Genomic DNA, 24,294 nt, shown 5'->3' with positions numbered 1-24,294 from the left:
AGGGGCCCTTCCATATCGCGAGGCGTTAAGAAGGGGCCCTTCCTTCCCCGCGGCCGGGGGCGCTTACGCTACGGGGCGTGACCGGACTCCTCGGCCCGGCGGAGATCCGGGAACTCGCCGCGCGCCTCGGCGTCACGCCGACCAAGAAGCTCGGCCAGAACTTCGTGCACGACCCCAACACGGTCCGCCGCATCGTCACCACCGCCGGGCTCACCCCCGACGACGTGGCGCTGGAGGTCGGCCCGGGGCTCGGCTCGCTCACGCTCGCCCTGCTCCCCGTCGCCGCGCACGTGCACGCCGTGGAACTCGACCTGGCGCTCGCCGCCGCGCTGCCGGAGACCGCCGCGCGCTTCGCCGGCGAGGCCGCCGGGCGGCTCACCGTCCACCCGGCCGACGCGCTGCGGGTCACCGCCGCCGACCTGGGCGGCCCGGCGCCGACCGCGCTGGTGGCGAACCTGCCCTACAACGTCGCCGTGCCGGTCGTGCTGCACCTGCTCGCCGAGCTGCCCACGCTGCGGCACGGCCTGGTGATGGTGCAGAAGGAGGTCGCCGACCGGCTCGTCGCCGGTCCCGGCTCCAAGGTGTACGGCATCCCGTCGGTCAAACTCGCCTGGTACGCCCGCTCCCGCGCCGCCGGCAAGGTCCCGCCGAACGTGTTCTGGCCGGTGCCGAACGTCGACTCCGGCCTGGTCGCGTTCACCCGGCGCGAGCCGCCCCGGCCGGACGTACCCCGGAAGGCCGTGTTCGCGGTCGTCGACGCCGCGTTCGCGCAGCGCCGCAAGACGCTGCGCGCCGCCCTGGCCGGCTGGGCCGGCGGCGCGGACCGGGCCGCCGCGGCGCTCACCGCCGCCGGCGTGGATCCGGGCGCCCGGGGCGAATCGCTCACCGTCGAGCAGTTCGCCGCCATCGCCGCGTCGGCCCCGGACGCCCACGGCGGCGAGCAGTAGGCTGGCGCCGTTGCCCGACCCCTCGCCGAGGAGCTGACCGTGCCGAAGCCGTTCGACATCCGCCCACGTCCGGTGGAGTCCGCCCGGTGACCGAGGCATGGCGACCGGAGGACGAGGACGGGCAGCGGCGCGGGTCCAGCGGCCCGGTGAAGGTGCGGGTGCCCGCCAAGGTCAACCTGCACCTCGGGGTCGGGCCGCTGCGGCGTGACGGCTACCACGAGCTGAACACCGTCTACCACGCGATCTCCATCTACGACGAGCTGACCGCCCGTCGCGGCGACACGCTCACCCTCACCATGGAGGGCGAGGGCGCCGGCGAACTGGCGCTGGACGACACCAACCTGGTGCTGCGGGCCGCGCACGCGCTCGCCGGCTACGCGGGCGTCGCCCCGCACGCCCGGCTGCACCTGCGCAAGCAGATCCCGCTCGCCGGCGGGCTGGCCGGCGGCAGCGCCGACGCCGCCGCCGCGCTGGTCGCCTGCGACACGCTCTGGGGCACCGGGCTGTCCCGCGACGAACTCGCCGGCATCGCCGCCGACCTCGGCTCCGACGTGCCGTTCCTGATCCACGGCGGCACCGCGCTCGGCACCGGCCGGGGCGAGGCGGTCAGCCCGGTGCTGGCCCGCCCCACCTCCTGGCACTGGGTGGTGGCGATCGCCGACGGCGGCCTGTCCACCCCGGCCGCGTACCGGGAACTGGACCGGCTGCGCGACACCGGAGCCGCCGGCACGCCGCTGGGCAGTACCGACGCGCTGCTCGCCGCGCTGCGTCAGCGCGACCCGCGGGTGCTCGCCGCCACGCTCGGCAACGACCTCCAGGACGCCGCGCTGACCATGCGCCCGTCGCTGGCCGAGACGCTCAAGGCCGGCGAGGCGGCCGGGGCGCTCGCCGGCCTCGTCTCCGGCTCCGGGCCCACCTGTGTCTTCCTGGCCACCGGTGAGTCCGACGCGGTCCGGATCGCCGCCGAGATCACCGCCGCCGGGGTGTGCCGGGAGGCCCGCGTCGCGCACGGTCCGGTCGCCGGCGCCCGCGTGGTCTGACGCCCCGTACCCTTGACTCAGGCGTCCCGGGCCCCCGGGACGCCTGAGTCGTGAGGGGTGGGTCAGTGGCCAACATCGTCAACCTGGACCGGGTGTCCAAGGGGTACGGCGCCGCGGGGCCGCTGCTCACCGACGTCTCGCTCGGCCTCGACGACGCCGACCGGGTCGGTGTGGTCGGCCTCAACGGCGCCGGCAAGTCGACGCTGCTGCGGCTGCTGACCCGCACCGAGGAACCCGACGACGGCCGCGTCACGCACCGCCGCGACCTGCGGGTGGCCTGGCTGCCGCAGCGCCTCGACCTGGCCCCCGAACTGACAGTGCGGGACGTGGTGCTCGGCACCGCCTGGCTCGGCGAGAGCATGGGCGCCGAACACGAGTGGGCCGGCGACGCCGGCGTGCGCGCGATCCTCGACGGCCTCGGCATGCCCCACCTCGGCCTGGACACCCCGGTCGGCCCGATGTCCGGCGGGGAACGCCGCCGGGTCGCGCTCGCCGCGCTGCTCGTCCGCGACGCCGATCTGCTCGTCCTCGACGAGCCCACGAACCACCTCGACGTCGGCGGCGTCGACTGGCTGGCCCGGCACCTCGTCACCCGCAAGGGCGCGCTCGTCGTGGTCACCCACGACCGCTGGTTCCTCGACGCCGTCTGCACCACTACCTGGGAGGTCGCCGACCAGACCGTCCGGGCGTACGAGGGCGGCTTCGCCGCGTGGACGCTCGCCCGCGTCGAGCGGCAGCGCGTCGCCGCCGCCACCGAGGCCCGCCGCCAGAACCTGCTCCGCAAGGAGATCGCCTGGCTGCGCCGCGGGGCGCCGGCCCGCACCTCCAAGCCCAAGTTCCGCATCGACGCGGCGAACGCGCTCATCGCCGACGTGCCGGAACCCCGCGACACCATGTCGCTGCAACGGCTCGCCACCGCCCGGCTCGGCAAGCAGGTGTACGACCTCGAAGGCGTCCGGCTGTACGCCGGTCCGAAGGAGATCCTGCACGACACGACCTGGCAGGTCGGTCCCGGCGACCGGGTCGCGATCCTCGGCCGTAACGGCGCCGGCAAGACCACCCTGCTGCGGCTGCTCGCCGGGGTGACGAGCCCCGACGGTGGGCGCTTCGCCGCCGGGCAGACCGTGCGGCCCGCGTTCCTGTCCCAGGAACTCGCCGAGCTTCCCGGCCACCTGCGCGTGCTGGAAGCCGTCGAGGAGGTGGCCCGGCGCGTGCAGTTCGGCGACCGGGAGATCAGCGCCTCCCAACTCGCCGAGATCTTCGGCTTCGACGACAGGCGGCTCTGGACCCCGGTGAGCGACCTGTCCGGTGGCGAGCGCCGCCGCCTGCAGATGCTGCGGCTGCTCGCCGGGGAACCCAACGTGCTCCTGCTCGACGAGCCGACGAACGACCTGGACACCGACACGCTCGCCGCGCTGGAGGACCTGCTCGACTCGTGGCCCGGCACGATCGTCGTGGCCAGCCACGACCGCTACCTGATCGAGCGGGTCACCGACGTCGCGTACGGCATGTTCGGTGACGGCCGGCTGGTGCACCTGCCCGGCGGCGTCGACGAGTACCTGGCACGCGCCGCCGCGGCCGGCGGCCCGGCGCCCGCCGATCTCACCCCGGCCACGGCGGCGCCGGCGCGCGAGGGCATGTCAGCGGCCGAGGTACGCGTCACGAAGAAGGAACTGAACCGGCTGGAACGGCAGATCGCCAAGCTCGAACAGAAGGAGGCGGGCCTGCACGAGCAGCTCGCCGCGAACGCCACCGACTACGCCCGGGTCGCCGAGCTGGACGCACAGCTCAAGGAGGTACGGGCCGAGCGGGACCGCACCGAGGAGACCTGGCTGGCTCTCGCCGAGGAACTGCCGGGCGGCTGACCTGCCGCCGGGGTGGGGGGTGTGCGGCGTCACTGACCGGCGTACGGGACAATCACCGGTGGAACCCTCGTCCGAACGGTCTTTGGAGACGCAGAGATGGCCCACACCCCCGTCAACCACCCCGCGCGGCCGATCTACCGGGCGATCGGCGGGCTCGTTGGTCTGTACTTCGTCGTCTTCGGCGGCCTCGGCATCATCGCCAGCGCCGGCAACGACTTCCTCGCCCAGGACGACACCAAGGTCCTCGGCCAGGGCACCAACATGGCGTTCTCGCTGCTGTCGGTGCTGTTCGGCGTCGTGATCCTGGTCGGCACCGCGATCGGCCGCAACCTCGACGTGGCGATCAACCAGTGGCTGGCCTACACGCTGATGGTGATCGGCCTGGCCGCGCTGGCGTTCCTGCAGACCGACGCCAACATCTTCAACTTCTCGATCATGACCGACGTCGTGGTCCTGACCCTGTCGCTGGTGCTCCTGATGGTCGGCATGTACGGCAAGGTCGGCTCCGACGACGAGCACGAGGCCTGGCAGAAGGCCCGCCTGGTGCTCTGATCCCGTCTCCCACCGAAGGCCCGGCGCGGCGCGCCGGGCCTTCGGTGTTTTCCGGACGGGAGCGGACAACCCAAGCGACAATTGCCCCGAATCAGTCATACGGCTGGAGGGCATCATGGCGCACTTCCCGGTGAACCACCCCGCGCGGCCGCTGTACCGGGTGCTGTCCGGGCTCATCGGCCTCTACATCCTGGTCTTCGGCGTCTACGGCGTCTTCCTGACCTGGGGCGAGGGACTGTTCGGCCGGGGCAGCAACTGGGCGCTGGGCCTGCGCACCAACCTGGCCTTCTCGCTGGTCTCGGTGGTCTTCGGCGCGGTCCTGCTGGTCGGCGCGTCCCGCCGCAACAACCTCGGCCACTACATGAACCTCACCGCCGGCGTGGTCTTCCTGGTCACCGGCATCCTGATGATGTCGGTGCTCCAGACCTCGGCGAACTTCCTGAACTTCTCGATGTCGACGGTCATCGTGTCGTTGCTGTTCGGGCTGGTCCTGCTCGCCACCGGCCTCTACGACAAGGTCGGCACCGCCGAGCACGCCGAGGAGGAACGGCAGCGCCGCTACCACCCGATCGGCGAGCGCTGAGCGGCTGTCGTCGTGTGCTGAAGCGGCCTCAGCCGCGGGGGATCGGGCCCGGCTTCGACTCCAGGTGCGACAACCCGTTCCACGCCAGGTTCACCAGGTGCGCAGCCACCGTCTCCTTGCGCGGCTTGCGTACCTCCAGCCACCAGCGGCCGGTCAGCGCCACCATGCCCACCAGCGCCTGGGAGTAGAGCTCCGCCAGCTTCGGGTCGTACCCCCGGATGGAGAACTCGCCCGCCAGGATGTGCTCCACCTGGTGCGCCACGTCGTTCATCACGCTGCTGAAGTTGCCCGTCGCCGACATCAGCGGCGACTCCCGGACCAGCACCCGGAAACCGCTGGTTTCCTCCTCGATGTAGGTCAGCAGCGTCAACGCGGCCTGCTCCAGCAGTTCCCGCGGGTTGCCCGCGGTCAACGCCGTGGTGATCCGGTCCAGCAGAGCGCGGACCTCCCGGTCCACCACGACCGCGTAGAGCCCCTCCTTACCGCCGAAGTGCTCGTAGACCACCGGCTTGGAGACCTTGGCGCGCGCCGCCACCTCCTCGATCGAGGTCGCGTCGAAGCCCTTCTCGGCGAAGATCTGCCGGGCGATCGAGATCAGCTGCTCGCGCCGCTGCGTCGCGGACATCCGCACCCGGGAGGGCTTCGTCGCCGGCACGGGCCGCCGACGGGTGCGGTCGCTGCCGGAAACGTCGGTCACCCGTCCATCCTGCCAGGCGCGGCGTCCCCGGTCCGACCGGCCGCTGTCGTACGTACGTTCTACGTTGTGCCGGTGACCGACCCGCTCGCCGCCGAGGCGCGGCGCCTACGCGTGGACGAGCAGCTCTCCGTCGCCGAGATCCGGGCTCGCCTGGGCATCGGCCGCGACCGGGTGTACGCGTTGCTGCGCGGCATCCCGCCGCCGGAGTGGACCCGGCGGCCGCGAGCCCGGGACGATGCCCGTGCCGAGGCCCTGCGGCTGCGCGCGATGGGCCGGTCGGTCAACGAGATCGCGGTGCGGCTAGGGGTGGCGAAGTCGACCGCCTACCAGTGGGTGCGGCACCTGCCGCTGGATCCCGACGACGCGAGTGCGGAGCGGCGCCGTGAGCACTCGAAGGTGATGACGGAGGCGCGCTGGAGCGCGTACCGGGAGTCGCGGGACGCCGCGCAGGCCGCGGAACACGCCCGGGCGGCCGTGATGGTCGGCGGGCTCAGCGAGCGGGATCTGCTGATGCTGGGCGCGGCGATCTACTGGTGCGAGGGCGCCAAGTCGAAGCCCTGGCGGTCCCAGGGCCGGTTGGAGTTCGTCAACAGCGACCCCGGGCTGCTCGCCCTGTTCCTCGCGTTTCTGGCCTGCTGTGGGATCGAACGCGACCTGCCGGCCTATCGGCTCCTGATCCATGAGTCCGCCGATGTCGCGGCGGCGGAGCGCTGGTGGGTGGAGCGACTGGCTCTTCCGCCGGCGCGGTTCGGCCGGGCGACCCTCAAGCGGCACAATCCGGCGACGGTGCGGCGGAACAACGGGGCGGACTACCACGGCTGCCTGGTGATCACCGTTCCGCGCAGCCGGTGGCTCTACTGGCGCATCGAGGGCGTGATGGCCGAAGTCGGGCGCGCGGTGGAACAGGCGCGAGATGAGTGATCGGCCGGATGCCAACGGTGACCGCGGCCGGCGTGCGGAGCTGAAGGTGGCCGCAGATCGGCTGCGCGAGGAGGGCTGCACCGTCGGGGAGATCGCAGACCGGCTCGGCGTCGCCAAGTCGACCGCCTATCGCTGGGTGGGACACATACCGCTCGACGCCTCCTCCGACTCCGCAGCGCAGCGCCGTCGGGCGGCCGGTGCCCGGCGTGCGCTCAGATGGGCGGGGAAGCGGACGCTGCGCGAGGCGGCCGAGTGCGAGGCGCGGAGACGGGCGGCCGACTGGGTCGGAGCGCTCGCGTCGCGGGAACTGCTACTCGTCGGTGCGGTGCTCTACATGTGCGAGGGCACGAAGAGTAAACCGGCCAATCCCCGATACGACCTGACGTTCACCAACAGCGACATCCGCCTGGTGGAACTGTTCGTCCGCTTCGTCGAGACGACCGGGCGAAGCCGCCATGAGCTGAGATACCGCGTGGCCATCCATGAGAACGCGGACGCCGAGGCGGCCGGTCGATGGTGGGCGGCCGAACTGGGCGTGGACGTCGGTGGTTTCCAGCGCCCGACGTTGAAGAGACACCATCCCCGGACCACGCGGACCAATGTCGGGGCGGACTACCGGGGATGTCTCGTCGTGAGAGTGCCGCGGTCGCGCGACCTGTACCTGTGGATGACCGGCGTGGTGGAGGGCATGGCCGCGGCCTCTGCCCCCGATCCGAGACCTCCCGAGGTGGACGACACCCGCTAAGCTGTCTGCGTCCCTTCGGCCGTGGTGTAACTGGCAACACCCAAGATTTTGGTTCTTGTGTTTCAGGTTCGAATCCTGGCGGCCGAGCAATTCCAGGTATAGGTGCCCTTCTTGGGGTACGCGGCAACCTGCGGGCTGCTCTGGTTAGCATGACCGCGAGACTGTCGCCGTCCCGACGGGAGCCACGTCGTGTCCCAGCCCCACCTCCGCACCGTTGTCGTGCTCGCCGCCGGTGAGGGCAAGCGGATGAAGTCGTCCCTGCCCAAGGTGCTGCACCCGCTGCTCGGCCGTACCCTGCTCGGTCACGTCCTGGCCGCGGCCGGGCCGCTGGGCGCGGACCGCACCGTGGTCGTGGTCGGCCACGGCGCCGACCAGGTCCGGGAGCACCTGTCCGACGTCGCCCCCGGTGCCACGCCGGTGCTCCAGGAACGCCAGCTCGGCACCGGCCACGCGGTCCGCATCGCGCTGGACGCGGTGCCGGACGCGGCCGGCACGGTCGTGGTGATCAACGGGGACGTGCCGCTGCTGCGGCCGGAGACGGTCCAGGCGCTCGTCGAGGCGCACGAGGAGGCCGCGGCCGCGGCCACGGTGCTCGCCGCCGAGGTGCCCGACCCGACCGGCCTGGGCCGGATCGTGCGGGACGTGCAGGGGCAGCTGGAGCAGATCGTCGAGGAGCGCGACGCCACCCCCCAGCAGCGCGCGCTGCGGGAGATCAACGCGGGGATCTACGCGTTCGACGCGGCCCGGCTGCGGGAGGCGCTGGGCAAGCTCTCCACCGACAACGACCAGGGCGAGGAGTACCTGACCGACGTCTTCGCGCTGCTGCGCGACGCGGGGGAGCCGGTGGCGGTGCACTGCGCCGCCGACCACGTGGAGACGCTCGGCTGCAACGACCGGGTCGAGTTGGCCGCGCTGCGCCGGCTGCTGCGCGACCGGGTGAACGAGGGCTGGATGCGGACCGGGGTCAGCATCCTCGACCCGCACACCACCTGGATCGACGTGACGGTGACCGTCGAGCGGGACGCGGTGATCGACCAGAACACGCAGCTCCAGGGCGCCACCGTGGTCGGTGAGGGCGCGCTCGTCGGCCCGGACACCACGCTGGTGGACACGGTGGTGGGGGCGGGCGCGAGCATCGTGCGCAGCCACGCGCTCGGCGCCGAGGTGGGCCCGCAGGCGAGCGTCGGCCCGTACGCGTACCTGCGGCCCGAGTCGCGGCTGGGCCGCAAGGCGAAGGTCGGCACGTTCGTGGAGACCAAGAAGGCGTCGATCGGTGACGGTTCGAAGGTGCCGCACCTGTCGTACGTGGGCGACGCGACGATCGGGGACCACAGCAACATCGGCGCGGCGACCGTCTTCGTCAACTACGACGGGGTACGCAAGCACCACACCACCATCGGCAGCCACGCGCGTACCGGAGCGGACAACATGTTCGTGGCGCCGGTGCGGGTGGGCGACGGCGCGTACACCGCTGCGGGTTCGGTGATCACCGGGGACGTGCCGCCGGGTGCGATGGCGGTGGCGCGGGGTCAGCAGCGCAACGTGGAGGGCTGGGTGCTGCGCAAGCGGGCCGGTACGGAGGCCGCGGAGGCGGCGCGGCGGGCCGGTGAGGGTGCGCCCGACACGGGCGGCGCCGCAAGCGAAGGTGACTGACTCCACGGGGATCGCCGGGCCGTGGGTGGATCGCTGAACCGGGGGCATACTGCAACCGAACAGTCCCCGGCCCCACCGCCGCCGGGCACCACCGACATACGGGAGCAGACGGGCCCATGGGCAGCATCGTCGCCGAAAACCGCAAGAGCCTGATGCTCTTCTCCGGGAGGGGTTTTCCGGAGCTGGCCAAGGAGATCGGTGAGGTGCTCGGCGTCGCGCCGACGCCGGCCGACGCGTACGACTTCGCCAACGGCGAGATCTTCGTACGGTACAAGGATTCGGTCCGTGGTTCGGACGCCTTCGTGGTGCAGTCCGTGACGCACGGCGTGAACACCTGGGTCATGGAGACCCTGATCATGGTCGACGCGCTGAAGCGCGGCTCGGCCAAGCGGATCACCGTGGTCCTGCCGTTCTACCCGTACTCGCGGCAGGACAAGAAGCACCGCGGCCGGGAGCCGATCTCGGCGCGGCTGATCGCCGACCTGCTGAAGACCGCCGGTGCGAACCGGATCCTGACCGTCGACCTGCACACCGCGCAGATCCAGGGCTTCTTCGACGGCCCGGTGGACCACCTGTTCGCGATGGACGTGCTGGCCGAGTACGTGGAGCACAAGTACGCGGGCCGGCCGATGACTGTGGTCGCGCCGGACTCGGGCCGGGTACGCGTGGCGGAGCGCTGGACCGACCGGCTGGGCGGCTGCCCGCTGGCGTTCATCCACAAGACCCGCGATCCGCTCAAGCCGAACCAGGTGGTGGCGAACCGGGTGGTCGGTGAGGTCGAGGGCCGGGTGTGCCTGATCGTGGACGACATGATCGACACCGGTGGCACGATCACCAAGGCGGCGGACATCCTCAAGGAGCAGGGCGCGGCGGAGATCGTGGTCGCCTCGACCCACGCGCTGCTGTCCGACCCGGCGACGGAGCGGCTGAAGAACAGCCCGATCAGCGAGGTGGTCGTGACGAACACGCTGCCGCTGCCGTCGGAGAAGCAGCTGGACAAGCTGACCGTACTGTCGATCGCCCCGCTGCTGGCGCGGGCGATCCGGGAGGTCTTCGACGACGGCTCGGTGACCACCCTGTTCGGTGGCCTGAGCTGAGCGCGCCGGTCCGGCCGCCGGTGCTCCGGCGGCCGGGCCGATGCCCTGCGGAACCGGTGGAGCGGTGATATGGGGGACTGCCGGAGAGCCGGGAAATCCCTCGGGTAGACTGGTGCGGTTGCCACGGCGAGGGTGCCCGGCGGGCTGCTGACAAGCACCGCACGGAGGCGCCGTCATCGACGCGGTGCTCCGGGCGGTCGTTCATGACCCTAGCCCCAGCGAGCCCCTCGCCCCAGCACCGCCAGACGACAAGCCGCCGCAGCGAAGCATCAGGAGTTTCCCCGTGTCCGAGGTAAAGATCAGCGCCGAGCCCCGTACCGAGTTCGGCAAGGGTGGTGCCCGTCGTACCCGCCGGGCCGGCAAGGTGCCCGCCGTGCTGTACGGCCACGGCGAGAAGCCCAAGCACATCGCGCTTCCGGCGCGGGAGTTCGCCGCCGCGATCCGCAAGGGCGGCGCGAACCAGCTCTTCGCGATCGAGGTCAGCGACGGCACCCAGGTGCTGGCGCTGCCGAAGGCGATCCAGCGTGACCCGATCAAGGACACCTTCGAGCACGTGGACCTGCTGCTGGTCCGCCGCGGCGAGAAGGTCACCGTCGAGGTCCCGGTCCAGCTGACCGGTGAGGCCGCGAAGGACACGCTGATCGTGCACGACCACGACACGCTGTCGGTGACCGCCGACGCGACCAAGGTGCCGGACCACCTGGAGGCGTCGATCGAGGGCGCCGAGCCGGGCACCACGATCACCGCCGCCGACGTCCAGCTGCCGTCCGGCGTCGAGCTGGCCACCGACGAGGAGACCGCTGTCGCCTCGGTGACCGCCGCTCCGACCGCCGAGCAGCTCGAGGCCACCCTCCCCGAGGTCGAGGAGGCCACCGAGGAGGCCGAGGCCGAGGCCGGCGAGGAGACCGCCGAGGGTGCCGAGGGCGCTCCGGCCGCCGAGGGCGAGGAGGCCCCGGCCGAGGCGAAGACCGAGGCCTGACCGGTCCGCAAGGCTGTGCGACAGGCGTCCCCGGTTCCCGGGGGCGCCTGTCGGCGTATCGGGACGGCTGGTCGGGCGAACGAGCGGGAAGGGGCGTCGGGTGACGGACGAGGCGGGGCCGTGGCTGGTGGTCGGCCTGGGCAACCCCGGCCGGGAGTACGCGAACAACAGGCACAACGTCGGGTTCATGGTGGCCGACCTGCTGGCGGCCCGGGTGGGCGCGAAGTTCGGGCGGCACAAGCGCGCGATGGCCGAGGCCGCCGAGGGGCGGCTGGGGTTCGGCGGCCCGAAGCTGGTGCTGCTCAAACCGTTGACGTACATGAACCTCTCCGGCGGCCCGGTCGCCGGGCTGGCGCAGTTCCACAAGATCCCGCCGGCGCACGTGATCGCGGTGCACGACGAGCTGGACATCCCGTACGGGCAGGTGCGGGTGAAGTGCGGCGGCGGCGAGGGCGGGCACAACGGCCTGCGGTCGATGTCGAAGTCGCTCGGCACCAAGGACTACGTGCGGGTGCGGTTCGGCATCGGCCGGCCGCCGGGCCGGCAGGACCCGGCTGACTACGTACTCTCGGATTTCTCCTCGGCGGAGCGCAAGGAGCTGGAGTTCCTGGTGGACCGCGCGGCGGACGTGGTGGAGTCCGTCGTTCTCAAGGGCGTGGAACCGACGCAGAACCTCTACCACGGGGCTTGAGCGGCGATCGGTAGTCTGCGGCTCTGGTGACGGGAGCGGGCGACGGGAGCAGCATGGGTAGTCCTCCGATGATCGACGGCGGCTTCGCCCGCTGGCTGGCGGCCCGGGCCGGTCAGGCGCTGACGGCCCTGCGCGCGGAGATGGGGTTCGCCGACGCGGGCGCGCTCCGGTCGGCCGGGGACAAGGTCTCGCACGACGTGATCCGGACCGAGCTGGCGAAGTGGCGGCCGGCCGACGCGGTGCTGTCCGAGGAGGACGAGGGGTCGCGGCTGGCCTGGACGGCGGAGGTGACGGACGAGGCGTCGTCGCGGTTGAACGCCGACCGGGTCTGGATCATCGATCCGCTGGACGGCACCCGGGAGTACGCGGAGGAGGGGCGCGCGGACTGGGCGGTGCACGTGGCGCTCTGGTCGCGTAACGCGTCGACGCCGCACGGCCTGGTGGCGGGCGCGGTGGCCCTGCCGGCCCAGCACCGGGTGCTCGGCACGGACCACCCGCCGGCGTACCCGCCGATGACTGTGGAGGCGGCCACCGGGGCCGGCGCGCGGGTCATCCGGTTGGCGGCCAGCCGTAGCCGTCCGCCGGTTTTCCTGACCGACCTGGCGGAGGACGTCGGCGCTCATCTGGTTCCGATGGGCTCGGCGGGCGCGAAGATCGCCGCCGTGGTCACCGGTGAGGTCGACGCGTACATCCACGCGGGCGGTCAGTACGAGTGGGATTCGGCCGCTCCGGTCGCTGTGGCGACGGCCACCGGTCTGCATGCTTCCCGGATCGACGGTTCTGCGCTGAAATACAACGGGGCCGACCCGCGCCTACCGGATCTGCTGGTCTGCCGCAAGGATCTCGCGAGTCGGTTGCTTGCAGCGTTGCAGCGGCATTCCGGGTAACCTGAGCGTTCTTCTTCACGAGTCCGACCTGAAAGGTCTGGAATCCGATGTACGGATCCGTGCGAATCGAGTTCGTGTCATGACGTCCCCCGCCGCGTACCAGGTGTCGCACCTCGACGCGCTCGAGGCGGAGAGCATCTTCGTGATGCGTGAGGTCGTCGCCGAGATGGAACGGCCCGTGCTGCTGTTCTCCGGCGGCAAGGACTCGATCGTGATGCTCCGGTTGGCCCAGAAGGCGTTCGCGCCGGCCAACATCCCCTTCCCGGTGATGCACGTGGACACCGGCCACAACTTCCCCGAGGTGCTCGCCTACCGCGACCAGCGGGTGGCCGAGCTGGGCCTGCAGCTCATCGTGGCGAGCGTGCCGGAGGCGCTGAACAAGGGCCTGGTCCGCGAGTCCGCCGACGGCATGCGCAACCGGATCCAGACGCCGGTGCTGCTGGAGGCGGTGGAGAAGCACCGCTTCGACGCGCTGTTCGGCGGCGCCCGGCGCGACGAGGAGAAGGCGCGGGCCAAGGAGCGGGTGTTCAGCTTCCGCGACGAGTTCGGCCAGTGGGATCCGAAGAACCAGCGTCCCGAGCTGTGGGCGCTCTACAACGGCCGGCACCACCCGGGCGAGTCGATCCGGGTGTTCCCGCTGTCGAACTGGACCGAGCTGGACGTCTGGCACTACATCGCGCGGGAGCGGATCCCGCTGCCGTCGATCTACTACGCGCACGAGCGCGAGGTGATCGAGCGCGACGGCATGCTCTACGCGGTGAACGAGTTCTTCCGGGCCCGCGCCGGTGAGCAGCCGTTCACCGAACAGGTGCGGTACCGGACCGTGGGCGACGCCTCCTGCACCGCGGCGGTCCGCTCGGACGCCGACACGGTGGAGAAGGTGATCGAGGAGGTGGCCGCCACGCGGATCACCGAGCGCGGCGCTACCCGCGGCGACGACCGGGTCAGCGAGGCCGCCATGGAGGACCGCAAGCGAGAGGGCTACTTCTGATGAGCGTCGAGACCCTGGCCCCGGCCGAGAGCGACACCACCCGGCCGATGGACCTGCTGCGGTTCGCCACCGCGGGCAGCGTCGACGACGGCAAGTCGACGCTGATCGGCCGTCTGCTCTACGACACCAAGTCGCTGTTCAGCGACCAGCTCGCCGCGGTCGAGGCGGTCAGCGCCGCGCGGGGTGACGAGTACACCAACCTGGCGCTGCTCACCGACGGCCTGCGCGCCGAGCGGGAGCAGGGCATCACCATCGACGTGGCGTACCGCTACTTCGCCACCCCGCGGCGGAAGTTCATCATCGCCGACACCCCGGGGCACATCCAGTACACCCGGAACATGGTCACCGGCGCCTCCACCGCCGACCTGGCGCTGATCCTGGTGGACGCGCGCAAGGGCCTGGTGGAGCAGTCCCGCCGGCACGCGTTCCTCTGCTCGCTGCTGCGGGTGCCGCACCTGGTCCTGTGCGTGAACAAGATGGACCTGGTGGACTGGTCGCAGGAGGTCTACGAGCGGATCGCGGACGAGTTCACCGCGTTCGCCGCGAAGCTCGACGTGCCGGACCTGACAGTGGTGCCGGTCTCCGCGCTGCAGGGCGACAACATCGTCACCCGCTCGGAGAACATGCCCTGGTACGAGGGCCCGTCGCTGCTGCACCACCTGGAGCGGGTGCACATCGCCTCGGACCGCAACCTGGTCGACGTGCGGTTCCCGGTGCAGTACGTGATCCGGCCGCAGTCCACCACCGTCACCGACTACCGGGGCTACGCCGGCCAGGTGGCCTCGGGCGTGCTCAAGCCGGGCGACGAGGTGATGGTGCTGCCGTCCGGGTTCACCAGCCGGATCGCCGCGGTGGAGACCGCCGACGGCCCGGTCGACGAGGCGTTCCCGCCGATGTCGGTGACGGTCCGGCTGACCGACGAGCTGGACATTTCCCGCGGCGACATGATCTGCCGGCCGAACAACGCCCCGACGCCCGTGCAGGACATCGAGGCGATGGTCTGCTGGATGGACGAGACGCGGCCGTTGCAGGTCGGCGGCAGGTACGCGATCAAGCACACGACCCGCTCGGCGCGGGCGATCGTGCGCGGGCTGCACTACCGGCTGGACATCAACTCGCTGCACCGCGACGAGACGGCCGCTGAGCTGAAGCTCAACGAGATCGGCCGGGTGCGGCTGCGCACCACGGTTCCGCTGCTCGCCGACGAGTACCGGCGCAATCGCACCACCGGCGGCTTCGTGATCATCGACGAGTCGACGAACCGTACGGTCGGTGCCGGCATGATCGTCGAGGCCGGCTGACCCCTGCGTGCAAGGAAGGGCCCCTTGTTGACAGCTGCTGTTAACAAGGGGCCCTTCCTCTACCGCAGGCGTTAAGAAGGGGCCCTTCCTTACAGCCGGGTGACGCCGCCGGCCGGGAGCACCGTGAGCGTGCCGGGGGCGGTTAAGCCGCGCTTCGCGTACGCCTGGGTGACGGCGGCCGCCACCGCGTCGGCGGCGCCCGCGTCGACCAGGGCGAGCACGCAGCCGCCGAAGCCACCGCCGGTCATCCGCGCGCCGTACGCCCCGGCGGCCAGCGCGGCCTCGACCGCGGTGTCGATCTCCGGCACGGTGATCTCGAAGTCGTCGCGCATGGAGGCGTGCGAGGCGGTCAGCAGCGGACCGGTGTCGCGGACCCGCCCGGCGCGCAGCAGCGCGACGGTGTCGAGCACCCGCTGGTTCTCGGTCACCACGTGCCGCACCCGGCGGCGGGTCTCGTCGTCGTCGAGGCGAGTCAGCGCGCTGTCGAGGTCGGCCACGCCGACGTCGCGCAGCGCGGTCACCCCGAGCGTCGCGGCGGCCTGCTCACAGCTACGGCGCCGGGCCGCGTACTCGCCGTCCGCGTGCCGGTGCGGCGCCCGGCTGTCGATCACCAGCACGGCCAGCCCGGCGTCGTCCAGGTCGAACGGGATCTGCTCGATCTCCTCGGTGCGGCAGTCGAGGAACAGGGCGTGCCCGGCCCGGCCGCGGATCACCGCCGACTGGTCCATGATCCCGGTGGGCGCGCCGACGTAGTCGTTCTCGGCCCGCTGGGCGAGCCGCGGCCACCGCCCGGCGGGCAGGTCGAGCCCGCCGAGGTCGACCAGGGCGGCCAGCACCGCCGACTCGATCGCCGCCGACGAGGAGAGCCCGGAGCCGACCGGCACGTCGGAGGCCACGGCGAGCCGCGCGCCCGGCACGTCGTGGCCGTCGGCGCGCAGCGCCCACACCACCCCGGCCACGTAGGCGGCCCACCCGTCGACCCGGCCGGGTTCGTCGGCCTCCGCCGCGCCGAACTCGACCGGCTCGTCGTCCAGCTCCGACCAGACGGTCCAGCGCCCGTCGGGGGCGGGCGCGGCGGCGACCACGGTACGCAGCGGCAGCGCGAAGGGAAGCACGAAGCCGTCGTTGTAGTCGGTGTGCTCGCCGATCAGGTTGACCCGGCCGGGAGCCGCCCAGCGGCCCGCCGGCTCGGCGCCGTACCGCTGCCGGAAGCCGGCGGTGGCGCGGTCGGCGACGCTCATGAGGGCCGGCCCGCCACGTGCTCGCGGTAGAACGCCCAGGCGTCGCCGACCATGTCGTGCAGGGTCGGCTTGGCCGGCGTCCAGCCCAGCTCGTCGCGGGCCAGCGCGGAGGACGCGACCAGCTCGGCCGGGTCGCCCTCGCGGCGCGGGGCCACCTCGACCGGTACCGGATGCCCGGTGACCTCGCGGACCACGTCGACCACCTGCCGGTTGGTGAAGCCGTTGCCGTTGCCCAGGTTGTAGATGCGGTGCCGGCCCGGGGTGGCGGCGTCGAGCGCGAGCAGGTGGGCGCGGGCCAGGTCCTCGACGTGGATGTAGTCGCGGACGCAGGTGCCGTCGACGGTGGGGTAGTCGTCGCCGAACAGCTGGAGCTTCTCCCGCCGGCCGGCGGCCACGTCGAGCGCGATCGGGATGAGGTGCGTCTCCGGGTCGTGCCGCTCGCCGATGGCCTGCCCGTCGCGCAGGTACGCCCCGGCGACGTTGAAGTAGCGCAGCGAGACGGCGGCCAGGTCGTGCGCGATCGCCTCGGAGGTGAGCGCCATGTCGACGGCCAGCTTGGTGGCGCCGTAGGTGCTGGTGGGGGCCTTGACGGCGGTCTCCGGGATGGGCAGCTCGGTGGGGTTGCCGTAGACGGCGGCGGTGGAGGAGAAGACCATCCGCGGCACCCGGGCGGCGCGGACCGCGTCGATGAGCGCGATCGAGCCGACGGTGTTGGTGTGCCAGTACAGCTCGGGGCGGATCATCGACTCGCCGGCGGCGATCAGGGCGGCGAAGTGCAGCACGCCGTCGAACCCGGCGTCGGGGGTGAGCACCTGGGCGGCCTCGTGCACCGGCAGCTCGACGTGGGTGGCGTCGGGGGCGAGGGCTTCCCGGTGACCGGTGCGCAGGTCGTCCAGCACGGTCACCTGGTGGCCGTGGTCGAGCAGCATCCGGGTCACCACGCTGCCGATGTAGCCGGCGCCGCCGGTGACGAGCAGTTTCACGTCGGTCCTCCTGCCTGGGCCGCGTCCCGCGGCGGCCGTCCCGCGCTCACCCTACGGCCGGGGACTGTGTCGCGGCTGTCGAGTCGAGCCCTCCTCTATTCCATCATAATCCTCCACGATTGAACAGATCCGAACATTCGCCCGAGCGTACGGTGGTCGCTGTCTACCATCCTTCTCATGCGGGAGGGTGGTGGTCCCGGGCCCCGGCGGCGACCGTCGGGGCGGCCTCGACGCGAACCCGGCCCGCTGGCCCGCAGCGTGGCCCGTCTCGTGGTGCGCGGCGCCGACGGCGCCACCCGCCTGGTCACCGACCTGCTCGGGGCCAGCCCCACCGCCGGGCGGGAGCGGATCAGCGAGGCCGAGCTGCGGGACCTGGTCGCGGCGAACACCCTGCTCGATCCGGACGAGCGGCGGATCATCGACGAGGTGCTGGTCGCGGGCGCGCGGCTCGTCCGCGAGGTGATGGTGCCCCGCACCGAGGTGGTCTTCCTCAGCGCCGCGCTCCCGCTGGCGCAGGCGCAGCGGCTGGTCCGGGCCGACCCGCACACCCGCTACCCGGTGGTCGACGGCACCCACGACGACGTGGTCGGCCTGGTGCACCTGCGCGACGTGCTGCTGCGTCCGGACGCGGACCGGCCGCTGCTGGTCGGCGAGCTGATCCGGGAGGTGAAACGCCTGCCGGACAGCAAGCGCGTGCTGGCTGCGCTCACCGAGATGCGCCGGGAGGGCCACCACCTGGCCGTGGTCGTCGACGAGTACGGCGGCACGGCCGGCATCGTCACCTGCGAGGACCTGGTCGAGGAACTGGTCGGGGAGATCCGGGACGACGGGCACGGCCCGCTCGAACCGGAACCCGCCGGCCTGCCCGCGGTCGTCGACGGCCGGCTCAACCTGACCGACTTCGCCGAGCGCACCGGGGTGTCGCTGCCCGCCGGGCCGTACGAGACGGTCGGCGGGTACGTGATGGCCGCGCTGGGCCGGCTGCCGGTGGCGGGCGACGAGGTGCCGGTGGCTGTCGACCCGGCCACCGGATCGGTGCCCGCCGATCCGGCGGGCTGGCTGCTGCGGGTGCTCACGCTCGACGGCCGCCGCGTGTCCCGCCTGGCGGTCTCCGCCGCGCGGCTGCCCGAGCCCCGACGTGAGGTGAACGGTCCGCTTCCGCCCGTACCCGCCCGATCCACCGGCCCGTCATGACGGACGCCGGGGCTTGCTGACAGAATTGCCGCCATGTCCGACGTACCCGCCCGCCCGCGCGTCTTCTCCGGCATCCAGCCGACGGCCGACTCGTTCCACCTCGGCAACTACCTGGGCGCGCTGCGGCACTGGGTGGCGTTGCAGGACAGCCACGACGCCTACTACTGCGTCGTCGACCTGCACGCGATCACCGCCGGGCACGACCCCAAGGTGCTCAAGCGTCGCAGCCGGGTGGCCGCCGCGCAGCTGTTCGCGCTCGGCCTGGACCCGGAACGCAGCACGCTGTTCGTGCAGTCGCAGGTGCCCGAGCACTCGCAGCTGGCCTGGGTGCTCGGCTGCATCACCGGCTTCGGCGAGGCCGGCCGGATGACCCAGTTCAAGGACAAGTCGCAGAAGCAGGGCAGCGAGCGGGCCAGCGTCGGCCTGTTCACGTACCCGATCCTCCAGGCCGCGGACATCCTGCTCTACCAGGCGAACGCGGTGCCGGTCGGCGAGGACCAGCGGCAGCACCTGGAGCTCTCCCGCGACCTGGCGCAGCGCTTCAACTCGCTGTTCGGCCGCACCTTCACCGTGCCCGCCCCGCACATCGTGAAGGACACCGCGAAGATCACCGACCTGCAGGACCCGACGGCCAAGATGTCGAAGTCGTCGTCCTCGCCGGCCGGCATCATCGACCTGCTGGAGGACCCGGCCCGCTCGGCCAAGAAGATCCGCTCGGCGGTCACCGACACCGGCCGCGAGATCGTCTTCGACGCCGAGGGCAAGCCGGGCATCACCAACCTGCTCACCATCTACTCCGCGCTCTCCGGCCGGTCCATCGACGACCTGGTCGCCGCGTACGACGGCAAGGGCTACGGCGACCTGAAGAAGGACCTCGCCGAGGTGGTGCGGGAGTTCGTCACGCCGATCCAGGAACGCACGAACGCCTACCTCAACGACCCGGCCCAGCTCGACAAGCTGCTCGTGCGGGGCGCGGAGAAGGCCCGGGCGGTGGCCGCCGGGACGCTGCGGGACGTGTACGAGCGGGTCGGCTTCTTCCCGCCGGTGCGGTTCGAGTAACGGCCCGGACGGGCGGAGACGGGTGACGCAGCCGGTGGCCGGAGGGGTGGCGCGCGACGTGGCGGGCAGTGACACGGCGCCGGGCGGCGCGGACACGATCCAGATCGGGATCGCTGTCGACGTCCCCGAGCCCTGGGGCGGGATGCTCACCCGCCGCCGGGTCGAGGCCGGCGACCCGCTCGCCGTCCCCGCGCACGTCACCCTCCTCGGGCCCACCGAGATCCCGGTACGCGCGCTGCCCGCCGTCGAGGAGCACCTGGCCCGGGTCGCCGCCGCGCACCTGCCGTTCACGCTGCACCTGCGCGGCACCGGCACGTTCCGCCCGGTCACCCAGGTGGTCTTCGTGGCGGTGGCGGCCGGGATCAGCGAGTGCGAACTGCTGGCCGCCGCGATCAACTCCGCTCCCGAGCTGCGCCGCGAGCTGCGTTTCCCGTACCACCCGCACGTCACGGTGGCGCAGGACGTACCGCCCGAGGTGCTCGACAAGGCGTACGAGGATCTGGCGGACTTCTCCGCGTTGTTCCAGGTGGACGCGTTCACGCTGTTCTCGCACAGCGAGGCGACCCGGTGGCAGCCCCGCCGCGACTTCCGGCTCGGCGGCCGGCACTGAACATCCGACCGGCCGGGCCACCTCCGTCACGGGCGGAGATCGGCGAGGATGACGGGGTGAACGTCTTCGGCCGGATCGAGGCGGCGGTGGGGCGCCGCATCGACGCGGCCCGGAGCCGCTCGTCGGTCTTCGACCACGTCTGGCGGGCCGGGACGCTCTACGCCGACCTGCTCGCCGGGCGGCTCGCCGCCGCCATCGCGTACTACGGCTTCTTCGCCGTGTTCGCGCTCGCGCTCGTCGCGTACTGGATCTTCGGTGCGGTACTGCGCGACAACGAGGAGGTCAGCCGCGGCGCGGCGCACTTCCTGGAGGAGAACCTGCCCTTCCTCGACCCGGCGCAGATCGCCGAGAGCAGCGGCACCGTCGGCGTGGTCGGCTTGGTCATCCTGGTCTTCACCGGCATCGGCTGGGTGGAGGCGATCCGCTCCTCGCAGCGGCTGATGTACGGCTTCAACCAGCAGCCCGGCAACCTGGTCGTGCGGCGCCTGGTCGACCTGGGCGTGCTGGTCGCGGTCTTCGTGCTGCTGTTCGTCTCGGTCGCGGCCGTGGACGCGCTGGAGTCGCTGCTGCGCTTCCTGCTGCGCAGCACCGGCTCGGTGGGCCTGACCACGATCAGCGCGGTGCTGAGCGTGCTCGTCAACGCCGTGCTCGCCGCCGCGCTGCTGCTCGCAGTGCCCCGGCTGCGGATGAGCCGGCGCCGGCTGCGTCCGGCGATCCTGACCATCGCCGTCGGGATCACCCTGCTCAACACCGTGGGGCGTTACTACGTGGTACGCACCGAGCGGAACCCCGCGTACACCGTGGTCGCCACCGCCGTGGGCCTGCTGCTCTATCTCTACCTGCTCAACCAGTTGGTGCTGTTCGGCGCCGCGCTCGCCGCCACCAGCCGGTACGGCCGGGTGGTGGACCTGGCCGAGGGCGGGGCCCGGGAGGTGGACGTGGAGGCCGACCTGCTCGACGAGGAAACCGAACCGGGGACGCCGGGAGGAGCGGGATGAGCGCGCGGATCCGGATCGACGCCGATTCGGCGGTGCCGCCGTACGAGCAGGTGCGGGCGCAGTTCGCCGCGCGCATCGGCGACGGGCGGCTGCCGGTGGGCACCCGGCTCCCGGCCGTGCGGCAGCTCGCCGCCGACCTGGGGCTGGCGGTGAACACCGTGGCGCGGGCGTACCGGGAACTGGAGGGCGCCGGGCTGGTCGAGACGCGCGGCCGGCACGGCACGGTGGTGGCCCCCGGCCGGGACGACGCCACCGACCGGCTGCAGCGGGCCGCGGCCGGGTACGCCGACGAGGCACGTCGCCTGGGCGTCCCGCCGGAGCGTGCGGTGGCGCTGGTCCGTGCGGCGCTGGACGCCGGTACGCGTGGCTGAGCGTGGTCCCCGAAGCGGGGAGAGTCCGATGTTTGCGTTCCCCGGGCCGACGCGTGGCGACCATGATGGGCCGGTGGGCGCACTCGTGACACTGGACCTGCCGGACGACTCCCCGATCCGGGGCCTGCCGTGGATCATCACGTTCGGCCCGCTCGGCACCGAGGACGACTGGGAGCCGGTGGTCTGCGGCCCGTACGAGCGACCGCACGCGCTGGCGCTCGCCGAGGCGGTGGTGGCCGACGAGCAGCTGATGGCGGTGGTGGAGCCGCTGCTGCCGGCGCTCACGCCGGAGGAGATCCGCGGCGAGATCGCCGCCGCGCAGATCGCCGCCGAGGACGAGGCGGCCGAGATCGACCAGGCGGACCTCTACGGCGACTTCGAGGACGTCATCGACGAGGAGCTGGAGCTGGCCGCCGAGCGTGAGCCGGAGCCCGAGCCGGCGAAGGCGCCCGACCGGGAGGAGATCCGGGCCGGGTTCGCCCGGATCGCCGCACTGCTCACCGCCAAGGGCGGCTGAGGACGCTCAGCGCGGCGGCCCGTCGAGCACGCAGAACTCGTTGTCCTCCGGGTCGACGAGCACCACGAAGCCTTCCGCGCCGGTCTGGCCGACGTCGGCGCGCCGCGCACCGAGTCCGATCAGCCGGTCGACCTCGGCGGCCTGGCCGCCGTCGGCGACCAGATCCAGGTGGAGCCGGTTCTTGCCCGGTTTCGGCGTGCCGCAGCCCTGCAACCAGACGGTCGGGCCCGCCCGGCCGGGCGGCGGATACAGCTTCGCGTTGCCGTCGCCGCCCTGGGAGACGGTGTAGCCGAGGGCGGCGGACCAGAACCGGGCCATCAGTTCCAGGTCGGTGACGTCGAGGGTGTACTGCGCCACGTGTGCGGTCATCCCCCGGTGGTACCCCGTGCTCCCCGATGGACACCGGCCCCCCGGGAGCGCATCCCGAGGGGCCGGGGCCACCTCACCCCCCACCACAAGGGGTCGGCAGCCCAGCCGCCCGTCGGCGCGGGGCACAACGGACGGCCAGGTCGTTGGCGGGTTACCCGGCTCAGCGCCGTTCGAACCACGCAGCCGCGTCCACCGGCAGGACGTACCCGTCGCCCCGCTCGGTGAGGTCGGCGCTGGCGACGAGCGGGCGGCCGTGGCCGCTCACCGTCACGGCGGCGCCGCTGATGTTCACCACGCACGTCACCTCGGCGTCCCCGGCGGTGCGGCGGAACGCCAGAACGCCGGGCTCGGTCTCCAGCCAGGTGATGCCGTCCAGGCCGGCCAGCGCGGGGTGCTCGTGCCGGATGCGCAGAGCGGCCCGGTACAGCTCCAGCGTCGACCCGGCGGCACCGGTCTGGGCGGCCACCGACAGCGACCGCCAGGTCGCCGGCGCCGGCAGCCAGCTCCGCTCGCTGCCCTCCGGCCCGAAGCCGTACGGGGGCAGCTCGCCGCCCCACGGGATCGGCACGCGGCAGCCGTCCCGGCTCTCCCCGGTACGCCGGAACGCCGGGTCCTGACGCAGCTCGTCGGGGAGGTCCAGCACCTCCGGCAGGCCCAGTTCCTCGCCCTGGTAGACGTACGCGCAGCCGGGCAGCGCGAACATCAGCAGCGCGGCGGCGCGGGCGCGGCGCAGGCCGACCTCGCCGTCGCCGTACCGGGTGACGTGCCGCTGCCGGTCGTGGTTGGAGAGCACCCAGGTGGTCGGCGCGCCCACGATCGTGGACTCCGCCAGCGCCGTGTCGATCACCTTGCGGAACGAGTCGGCCGACCAGGTGGCGTCGAGGAAGTCGAAGCTGAACGCCTGGTGCAGCTCGTCCGGGCCGATGTAGCGGGCCAGCCGCTGCGGCGTCTCGGCCCACGCCTCGGCCACGGCCATCCGGCCGCCCGGGTAGCTGTCCAGGATCGGCCGCCAGGCGCGGTAGATGTCGTGCACCTCGTCCTGGTCGAAGTACGGCAGCCGGCCCTTGCCCAGCAGCTCGGACTGGCGCTGGCCGGTGGTCATCGAGTTGAAGCCGACGTCCGGCAGGCCCTCGGCCTTGATCATGCCGTGCGCCACGTCGATCCGGAAGCCGTCCACGCCCCGGTCCAGCCAGAAGCGCAGCACGTCCTCGAACTCGGCCCGCACCTCCGGGTGTCGCCAGTTCAGGTCGGGCTGGGCCGGGTCGAACAGGTGCAGGTACCACTGGCCGTCGACCACGCGCGTCCACGCCGGGCCGCCGAAGATGCTCTCCCAGTCGTTCGGCGGCAGTTCGCCCTGCTCGCCCCTGCCGTCGGCGAACAGGTAGCGCTCCCGCTCCGGCGAACCGGGTCCGGCGGCGAGCGCCGCGGTGAACCACGGGTGCGCGCTGGAGGTGTGGTTCGGCACCATGTCCACGATGATCCGCAGGCCGAGCGCGTGCGCGTCGGTGATCATCTCGTCGAAGTCGGTCAGGTTGCCGAACAGCGGGTCGACGTCCCGGTAGTCGGCCACGTCGTAGCCGGCGTCGACCTGCGGCGAGGTGTAGAACGGCGTCAGCCAGAGCGCGTCCACGCCGAGATCGCGCAGGTACGGCAGGCGCTGCCGGATGCCCTGGAGGTCACCCACACCGTCGGCGTTCGCGTCGGCGAAGCTGCGGACGTACACCTGGTAGACAACAGCGGACCGCCACCAGTCGTCGTCGGCGGTGCGTGGGGTGGTGCTGGGGGCGGAGGTCATCGCTGTCGATCCCGTTCTGTGGCGGCTTCTGGTGCGGCGCAGGGTGTCTGAGAAGGATGCCGCCACGGCCCTGCAAGAGTCAAGCATTCCTTGCGCAAGAAATGACAGCCATCACCCGCCGTCACCCCAGAGCCCTCTCCCGAATCCCGAGACACCCACACCCGCCACCTCCGGCCGCCTCCGCACTTCGAAGTCGATCATGAAGTTA

25 protein-coding genes and 1 tRNA gene are annotated in these 24,294 nt (G+C 72.3%); 21 read left to right on the top strand and 5 right to left on the bottom strand.

Annotated elements, in window-relative coordinates:
- The first annotated feature begins 77 nt into the window (after positions 1–77).
- From rsmA to O7604_RS05775, 5 genes are all read left to right on the top strand, one after another.
- Positions 78–947 (top strand): 16S rRNA (adenine(1518)-N(6)/adenine(1519)-N(6))-dimethyltransferase RsmA, encoded by an 870-nt coding sequence (gene rsmA, locus O7604_RS05795; RefSeq protein WP_269702350.1) that lies wholly within the window; start codon positions 78–80, stop codon positions 945–947.
- 86 nt (positions 948–1,033) lie between these two features.
- Complete coding sequence (locus O7604_RS05790; protein ID WP_269702348.1) at positions 1,034–1,987, top strand: 4-(cytidine 5'-diphospho)-2-C-methyl-D-erythritol kinase; 954 nt, start codon at positions 1,034–1,036, stop codon at positions 1,985–1,987.
- A gap of 65 nt (positions 1,988–2,052) precedes the next feature.
- Positions 2,053–3,852, top strand: coding sequence for an ABC-F family ATP-binding cassette domain-containing protein (locus tag O7604_RS05785; protein ID WP_269702346.1), 1,800 nt, complete (start codon positions 2,053–2,055; stop codon positions 3,850–3,852).
- A gap of 96 nt (positions 3,853–3,948) precedes the next feature.
- Positions 3,949–4,404: a DUF4383 domain-containing protein gene (locus tag O7604_RS05780; protein ID WP_269702345.1), complete on the top strand. Its 456-nt coding sequence runs from the start codon at positions 3,949–3,951 to the stop codon at positions 4,402–4,404.
- Positions 4,405–4,519: 115 nt separating this feature from the next.
- Positions 4,520–4,987: a DUF4383 domain-containing protein gene (locus O7604_RS05775; protein ID WP_104113785.1), complete on the top strand. Its 468-nt coding sequence runs from the start codon at positions 4,520–4,522 to the stop codon at positions 4,985–4,987.
- Between the two features lie 28 nt (positions 4,988–5,015).
- Here O7604_RS05775 and O7604_RS05770 read toward each other — a convergent pair whose 3' ends face one another.
- Positions 5,016–5,684, bottom strand: coding sequence for a TetR/AcrR family transcriptional regulator (locus O7604_RS05770; RefSeq protein WP_281579060.1), 669 nt, complete (start codon positions 5,682–5,684; stop codon positions 5,016–5,018).
- 72 nt (positions 5,685–5,756) lie between these two features.
- Here O7604_RS05770 and O7604_RS05765 point away from each other — a divergent pair, with 72 nt between their 5' ends.
- From O7604_RS05765 to O7604_RS05720, 10 genes are all read left to right on the top strand, one after another.
- Positions 5,757–6,605 carry a helix-turn-helix domain-containing protein gene (locus O7604_RS05765; RefSeq protein ID WP_281579059.1) on the top strand — a complete coding sequence of 283 codons (849 nt, stop codon included), beginning with the start codon at positions 5,757–5,759 and terminating at the stop codon, positions 6,603–6,605.
- Entirely contained in the window at positions 6,598–7,350 is a 753-nt protein-coding gene (locus tag O7604_RS05760) for a resolvase (RefSeq protein ID WP_281579058.1), read from the top strand. Before O7604_RS05765 ends, O7604_RS05760 begins: the two co-directional genes overlap by 8 nt.
- Positions 7,351–7,365: 15 nt before the next feature.
- Positions 7,366–7,437, top strand: a tRNA-Gln gene (locus O7604_RS05755).
- Positions 7,438–7,539: 102 nt separating this feature from the next.
- Positions 7,540–9,003 carry a bifunctional UDP-N-acetylglucosamine diphosphorylase/glucosamine-1-phosphate N-acetyltransferase GlmU gene (gene glmU, locus O7604_RS05750; protein ID WP_332367301.1) on the top strand — a complete coding sequence of 488 codons (1,464 nt, stop codon included), beginning with the start codon at positions 7,540–7,542 and terminating at the stop codon, positions 9,001–9,003.
- Positions 9,004–9,119: 116 nt separating this feature from the next.
- Positions 9,120–10,100: a ribose-phosphate diphosphokinase gene (locus O7604_RS05745; protein ID WP_013283956.1), complete on the top strand. Its 981-nt coding sequence runs from the start codon at positions 9,120–9,122 to the stop codon at positions 10,098–10,100.
- Positions 10,101–10,383: 283 nt separating this feature from the next.
- The gene (locus tag O7604_RS05740; RefSeq protein WP_281579057.1) at positions 10,384–11,079 is read left to right on the top strand and encodes a 50S ribosomal protein L25/general stress protein Ctc; all 696 of its coding nucleotides are present in this window, start codon (positions 10,384–10,386) and stop codon (positions 11,077–11,079) included.
- A gap of 100 nt (positions 11,080–11,179) precedes the next feature.
- A complete protein-coding gene (gene pth, locus O7604_RS05735) occupies positions 11,180–11,770 on the top strand; it encodes an aminoacyl-tRNA hydrolase (RefSeq protein WP_269702335.1) in 591 nt (196 codons plus the stop codon).
- A gap of 53 nt (positions 11,771–11,823) precedes the next feature.
- Positions 11,824–12,657: an inositol monophosphatase family protein gene (locus tag O7604_RS05730; RefSeq protein WP_281579056.1), complete on the top strand. Its 834-nt coding sequence runs from the start codon at positions 11,824–11,826 to the stop codon at positions 12,655–12,657.
- 79 nt (positions 12,658–12,736) lie between these two features.
- Positions 12,737–13,648 (top strand): sulfate adenylyltransferase subunit CysD, encoded by a 912-nt coding sequence (cysD, locus tag O7604_RS05725; protein WP_269702332.1) that lies wholly within the window; start codon positions 12,737–12,739, stop codon positions 13,646–13,648.
- Positions 13,648–14,949: a GTP-binding protein gene (locus O7604_RS05720; protein ID WP_269702330.1), complete on the top strand. Its 1,302-nt coding sequence runs from the start codon at positions 13,648–13,650 to the stop codon at positions 14,947–14,949. The genes cysD and O7604_RS05720 overlap by 1 nt, the downstream gene beginning before the upstream one ends.
- 89 nt (positions 14,950–15,038) lie before the next feature.
- On the opposite strand, the gene galK is transcribed toward O7604_RS05720, so the two are convergent.
- Positions 15,039–16,190, bottom strand: coding sequence for a galactokinase (gene galK, locus O7604_RS05715; RefSeq protein WP_281579055.1), 1,152 nt, complete (start codon positions 16,188–16,190; stop codon positions 15,039–15,041).
- Positions 16,187–17,173: a UDP-glucose 4-epimerase GalE gene (gene galE / locus O7604_RS05710; protein ID WP_269702326.1), complete on the bottom strand. Its 987-nt coding sequence runs from the start codon at positions 17,171–17,173 to the stop codon at positions 16,187–16,189. Before galE ends, galK begins: the two co-directional genes overlap by 4 nt.
- A 177-nt stretch (positions 17,174–17,350) precedes the next feature.
- Here galE and O7604_RS05705 point away from each other — a divergent pair, with 177 nt between their 5' ends.
- The 6 genes from O7604_RS05705 (at position 17,351) to O7604_RS05680 (ending at position 21,922) form a co-directional block, all read left to right on the top strand.
- Positions 17,351–18,367, top strand: a complete 1,017-nt coding sequence (locus O7604_RS05705) for a hemolysin family protein (protein ID WP_281579054.1) — start codon at positions 17,351–17,353, stop codon at positions 18,365–18,367.
- A gap of 33 nt (positions 18,368–18,400) precedes the next feature.
- Positions 18,401–19,426, top strand: a complete 1,026-nt coding sequence (trpS, locus tag O7604_RS05700; RefSeq protein ID WP_281579053.1) for a tryptophan--tRNA ligase — start codon at positions 18,401–18,403, stop codon at positions 19,424–19,426.
- 34 nt (positions 19,427–19,460) lie between these two features.
- A complete protein-coding gene (locus O7604_RS05695) occupies positions 19,461–20,036 on the top strand; it encodes a 2'-5' RNA ligase family protein (protein ID WP_281579922.1) in 576 nt (191 codons plus the stop codon).
- A 56-nt stretch (positions 20,037–20,092) separates the two neighbouring features.
- Positions 20,093–21,034 carry a YhjD/YihY/BrkB family envelope integrity protein gene (locus O7604_RS05690; protein WP_281579052.1) on the top strand — a complete coding sequence of 314 codons (942 nt, stop codon included), beginning with the start codon at positions 20,093–20,095 and terminating at the stop codon, positions 21,032–21,034.
- Positions 21,031–21,405 carry a GntR family transcriptional regulator gene (locus O7604_RS05685; RefSeq protein ID WP_281579051.1) on the top strand — a complete coding sequence of 125 codons (375 nt, stop codon included), beginning with the start codon at positions 21,031–21,033 and terminating at the stop codon, positions 21,403–21,405. The genes O7604_RS05690 and O7604_RS05685 overlap by 4 nt, the downstream gene beginning before the upstream one ends.
- A gap of 73 nt (positions 21,406–21,478) precedes the next feature.
- A complete protein-coding gene (locus tag O7604_RS05680; protein ID WP_281579050.1) occupies positions 21,479–21,922 on the top strand; it encodes a hypothetical protein in 444 nt (147 codons plus the stop codon).
- 6 nt (positions 21,923–21,928) lie between these two features.
- On the opposite strand, the gene O7604_RS05675 is transcribed toward O7604_RS05680, so the two are convergent.
- A complete protein-coding gene (locus tag O7604_RS05675) occupies positions 21,929–22,291 on the bottom strand; it encodes a VOC family protein (RefSeq protein WP_281579049.1) in 363 nt (120 codons plus the stop codon).
- Positions 22,292–22,451: 160 nt separating this feature from the next.
- Entirely contained in the window at positions 22,452–24,086 is a 1,635-nt protein-coding gene (locus O7604_RS05670; RefSeq protein ID WP_281579048.1) for a glycoside hydrolase family 13 protein, read from the bottom strand.
- Between the last annotated feature and the right edge of the window lie 208 nt (positions 24,087–24,294).

The sequence above is a fragment of the Micromonospora sp. WMMA1947 genome (assembly GCF_027497355.1).
Taxonomy (GTDB): domain Bacteria; phylum Actinomycetota; class Actinomycetes; order Mycobacteriales; family Micromonosporaceae; genus Micromonospora.
Note: the sequence above shows the minus strand (reverse complement) of the source record. Positions and strands in the feature narration are given on the sequence as shown.

Bases quoted from the DNA above. Each gene is read 5' to 3' on its own strand.
- O7604_RS05685 (WP_281579051.1), top strand. From the start codon at position 21,031: ATGAGCGCGCGGATCCGGATCGACGCCGATTCGGCGGTGCCGCCGTAC.
- O7604_RS05705 (WP_281579054.1), top strand. From the start codon at position 17,351: ATGCGGGAGGGTGGTGGTCCCGGGCCCCGGCGGCGACCGTCGGGGCGG.
- cysD (WP_269702332.1), top strand. From the start codon at position 12,737: ATGACGTCCCCCGCCGCGTACCAGGTGTCGCACCTCGACGCGCTCGAG.
- O7604_RS05670 (WP_281579048.1), bottom strand. From the start codon at position 24,086: ATGACCTCCGCCCCCAGCACCACCCCACGCACCGCCGACGACGACTGG.
- galK (WP_281579055.1), bottom strand. From the start codon at position 16,190: ATGAGCGTCGCCGACCGCGCCACCGCCGGCTTCCGGCAGCGGTACGGC.
- O7604_RS05780 (WP_269702345.1), top strand. From the start codon at position 3,949: ATGGCCCACACCCCCGTCAACCACCCCGCGCGGCCGATCTACCGGGCG.
- O7604_RS05745 (WP_013283956.1), top strand. From the start codon at position 9,120: ATGGGCAGCATCGTCGCCGAAAACCGCAAGAGCCTGATGCTCTTCTCC.
- O7604_RS05760 (WP_281579058.1), top strand. From the start codon at position 6,598: ATGAGTGATCGGCCGGATGCCAACGGTGACCGCGGCCGGCGTGCGGAG.
- O7604_RS05720 (WP_269702330.1), top strand. From the start codon at position 13,648: ATGAGCGTCGAGACCCTGGCCCCGGCCGAGAGCGACACCACCCGGCCG.
- trpS (WP_281579053.1), top strand. From the start codon at position 18,401: ATGTCCGACGTACCCGCCCGCCCGCGCGTCTTCTCCGGCATCCAGCCG.
- O7604_RS05675 (WP_281579049.1), bottom strand. From the start codon at position 22,291: ATGACCGCACACGTGGCGCAGTACACCCTCGACGTCACCGACCTGGAA.
- O7604_RS05775 (WP_104113785.1), top strand. From the start codon at position 4,520: ATGGCGCACTTCCCGGTGAACCACCCCGCGCGGCCGCTGTACCGGGTG.
- O7604_RS05730 (WP_281579056.1), top strand. From the start codon at position 11,824: ATGGGTAGTCCTCCGATGATCGACGGCGGCTTCGCCCGCTGGCTGGCG.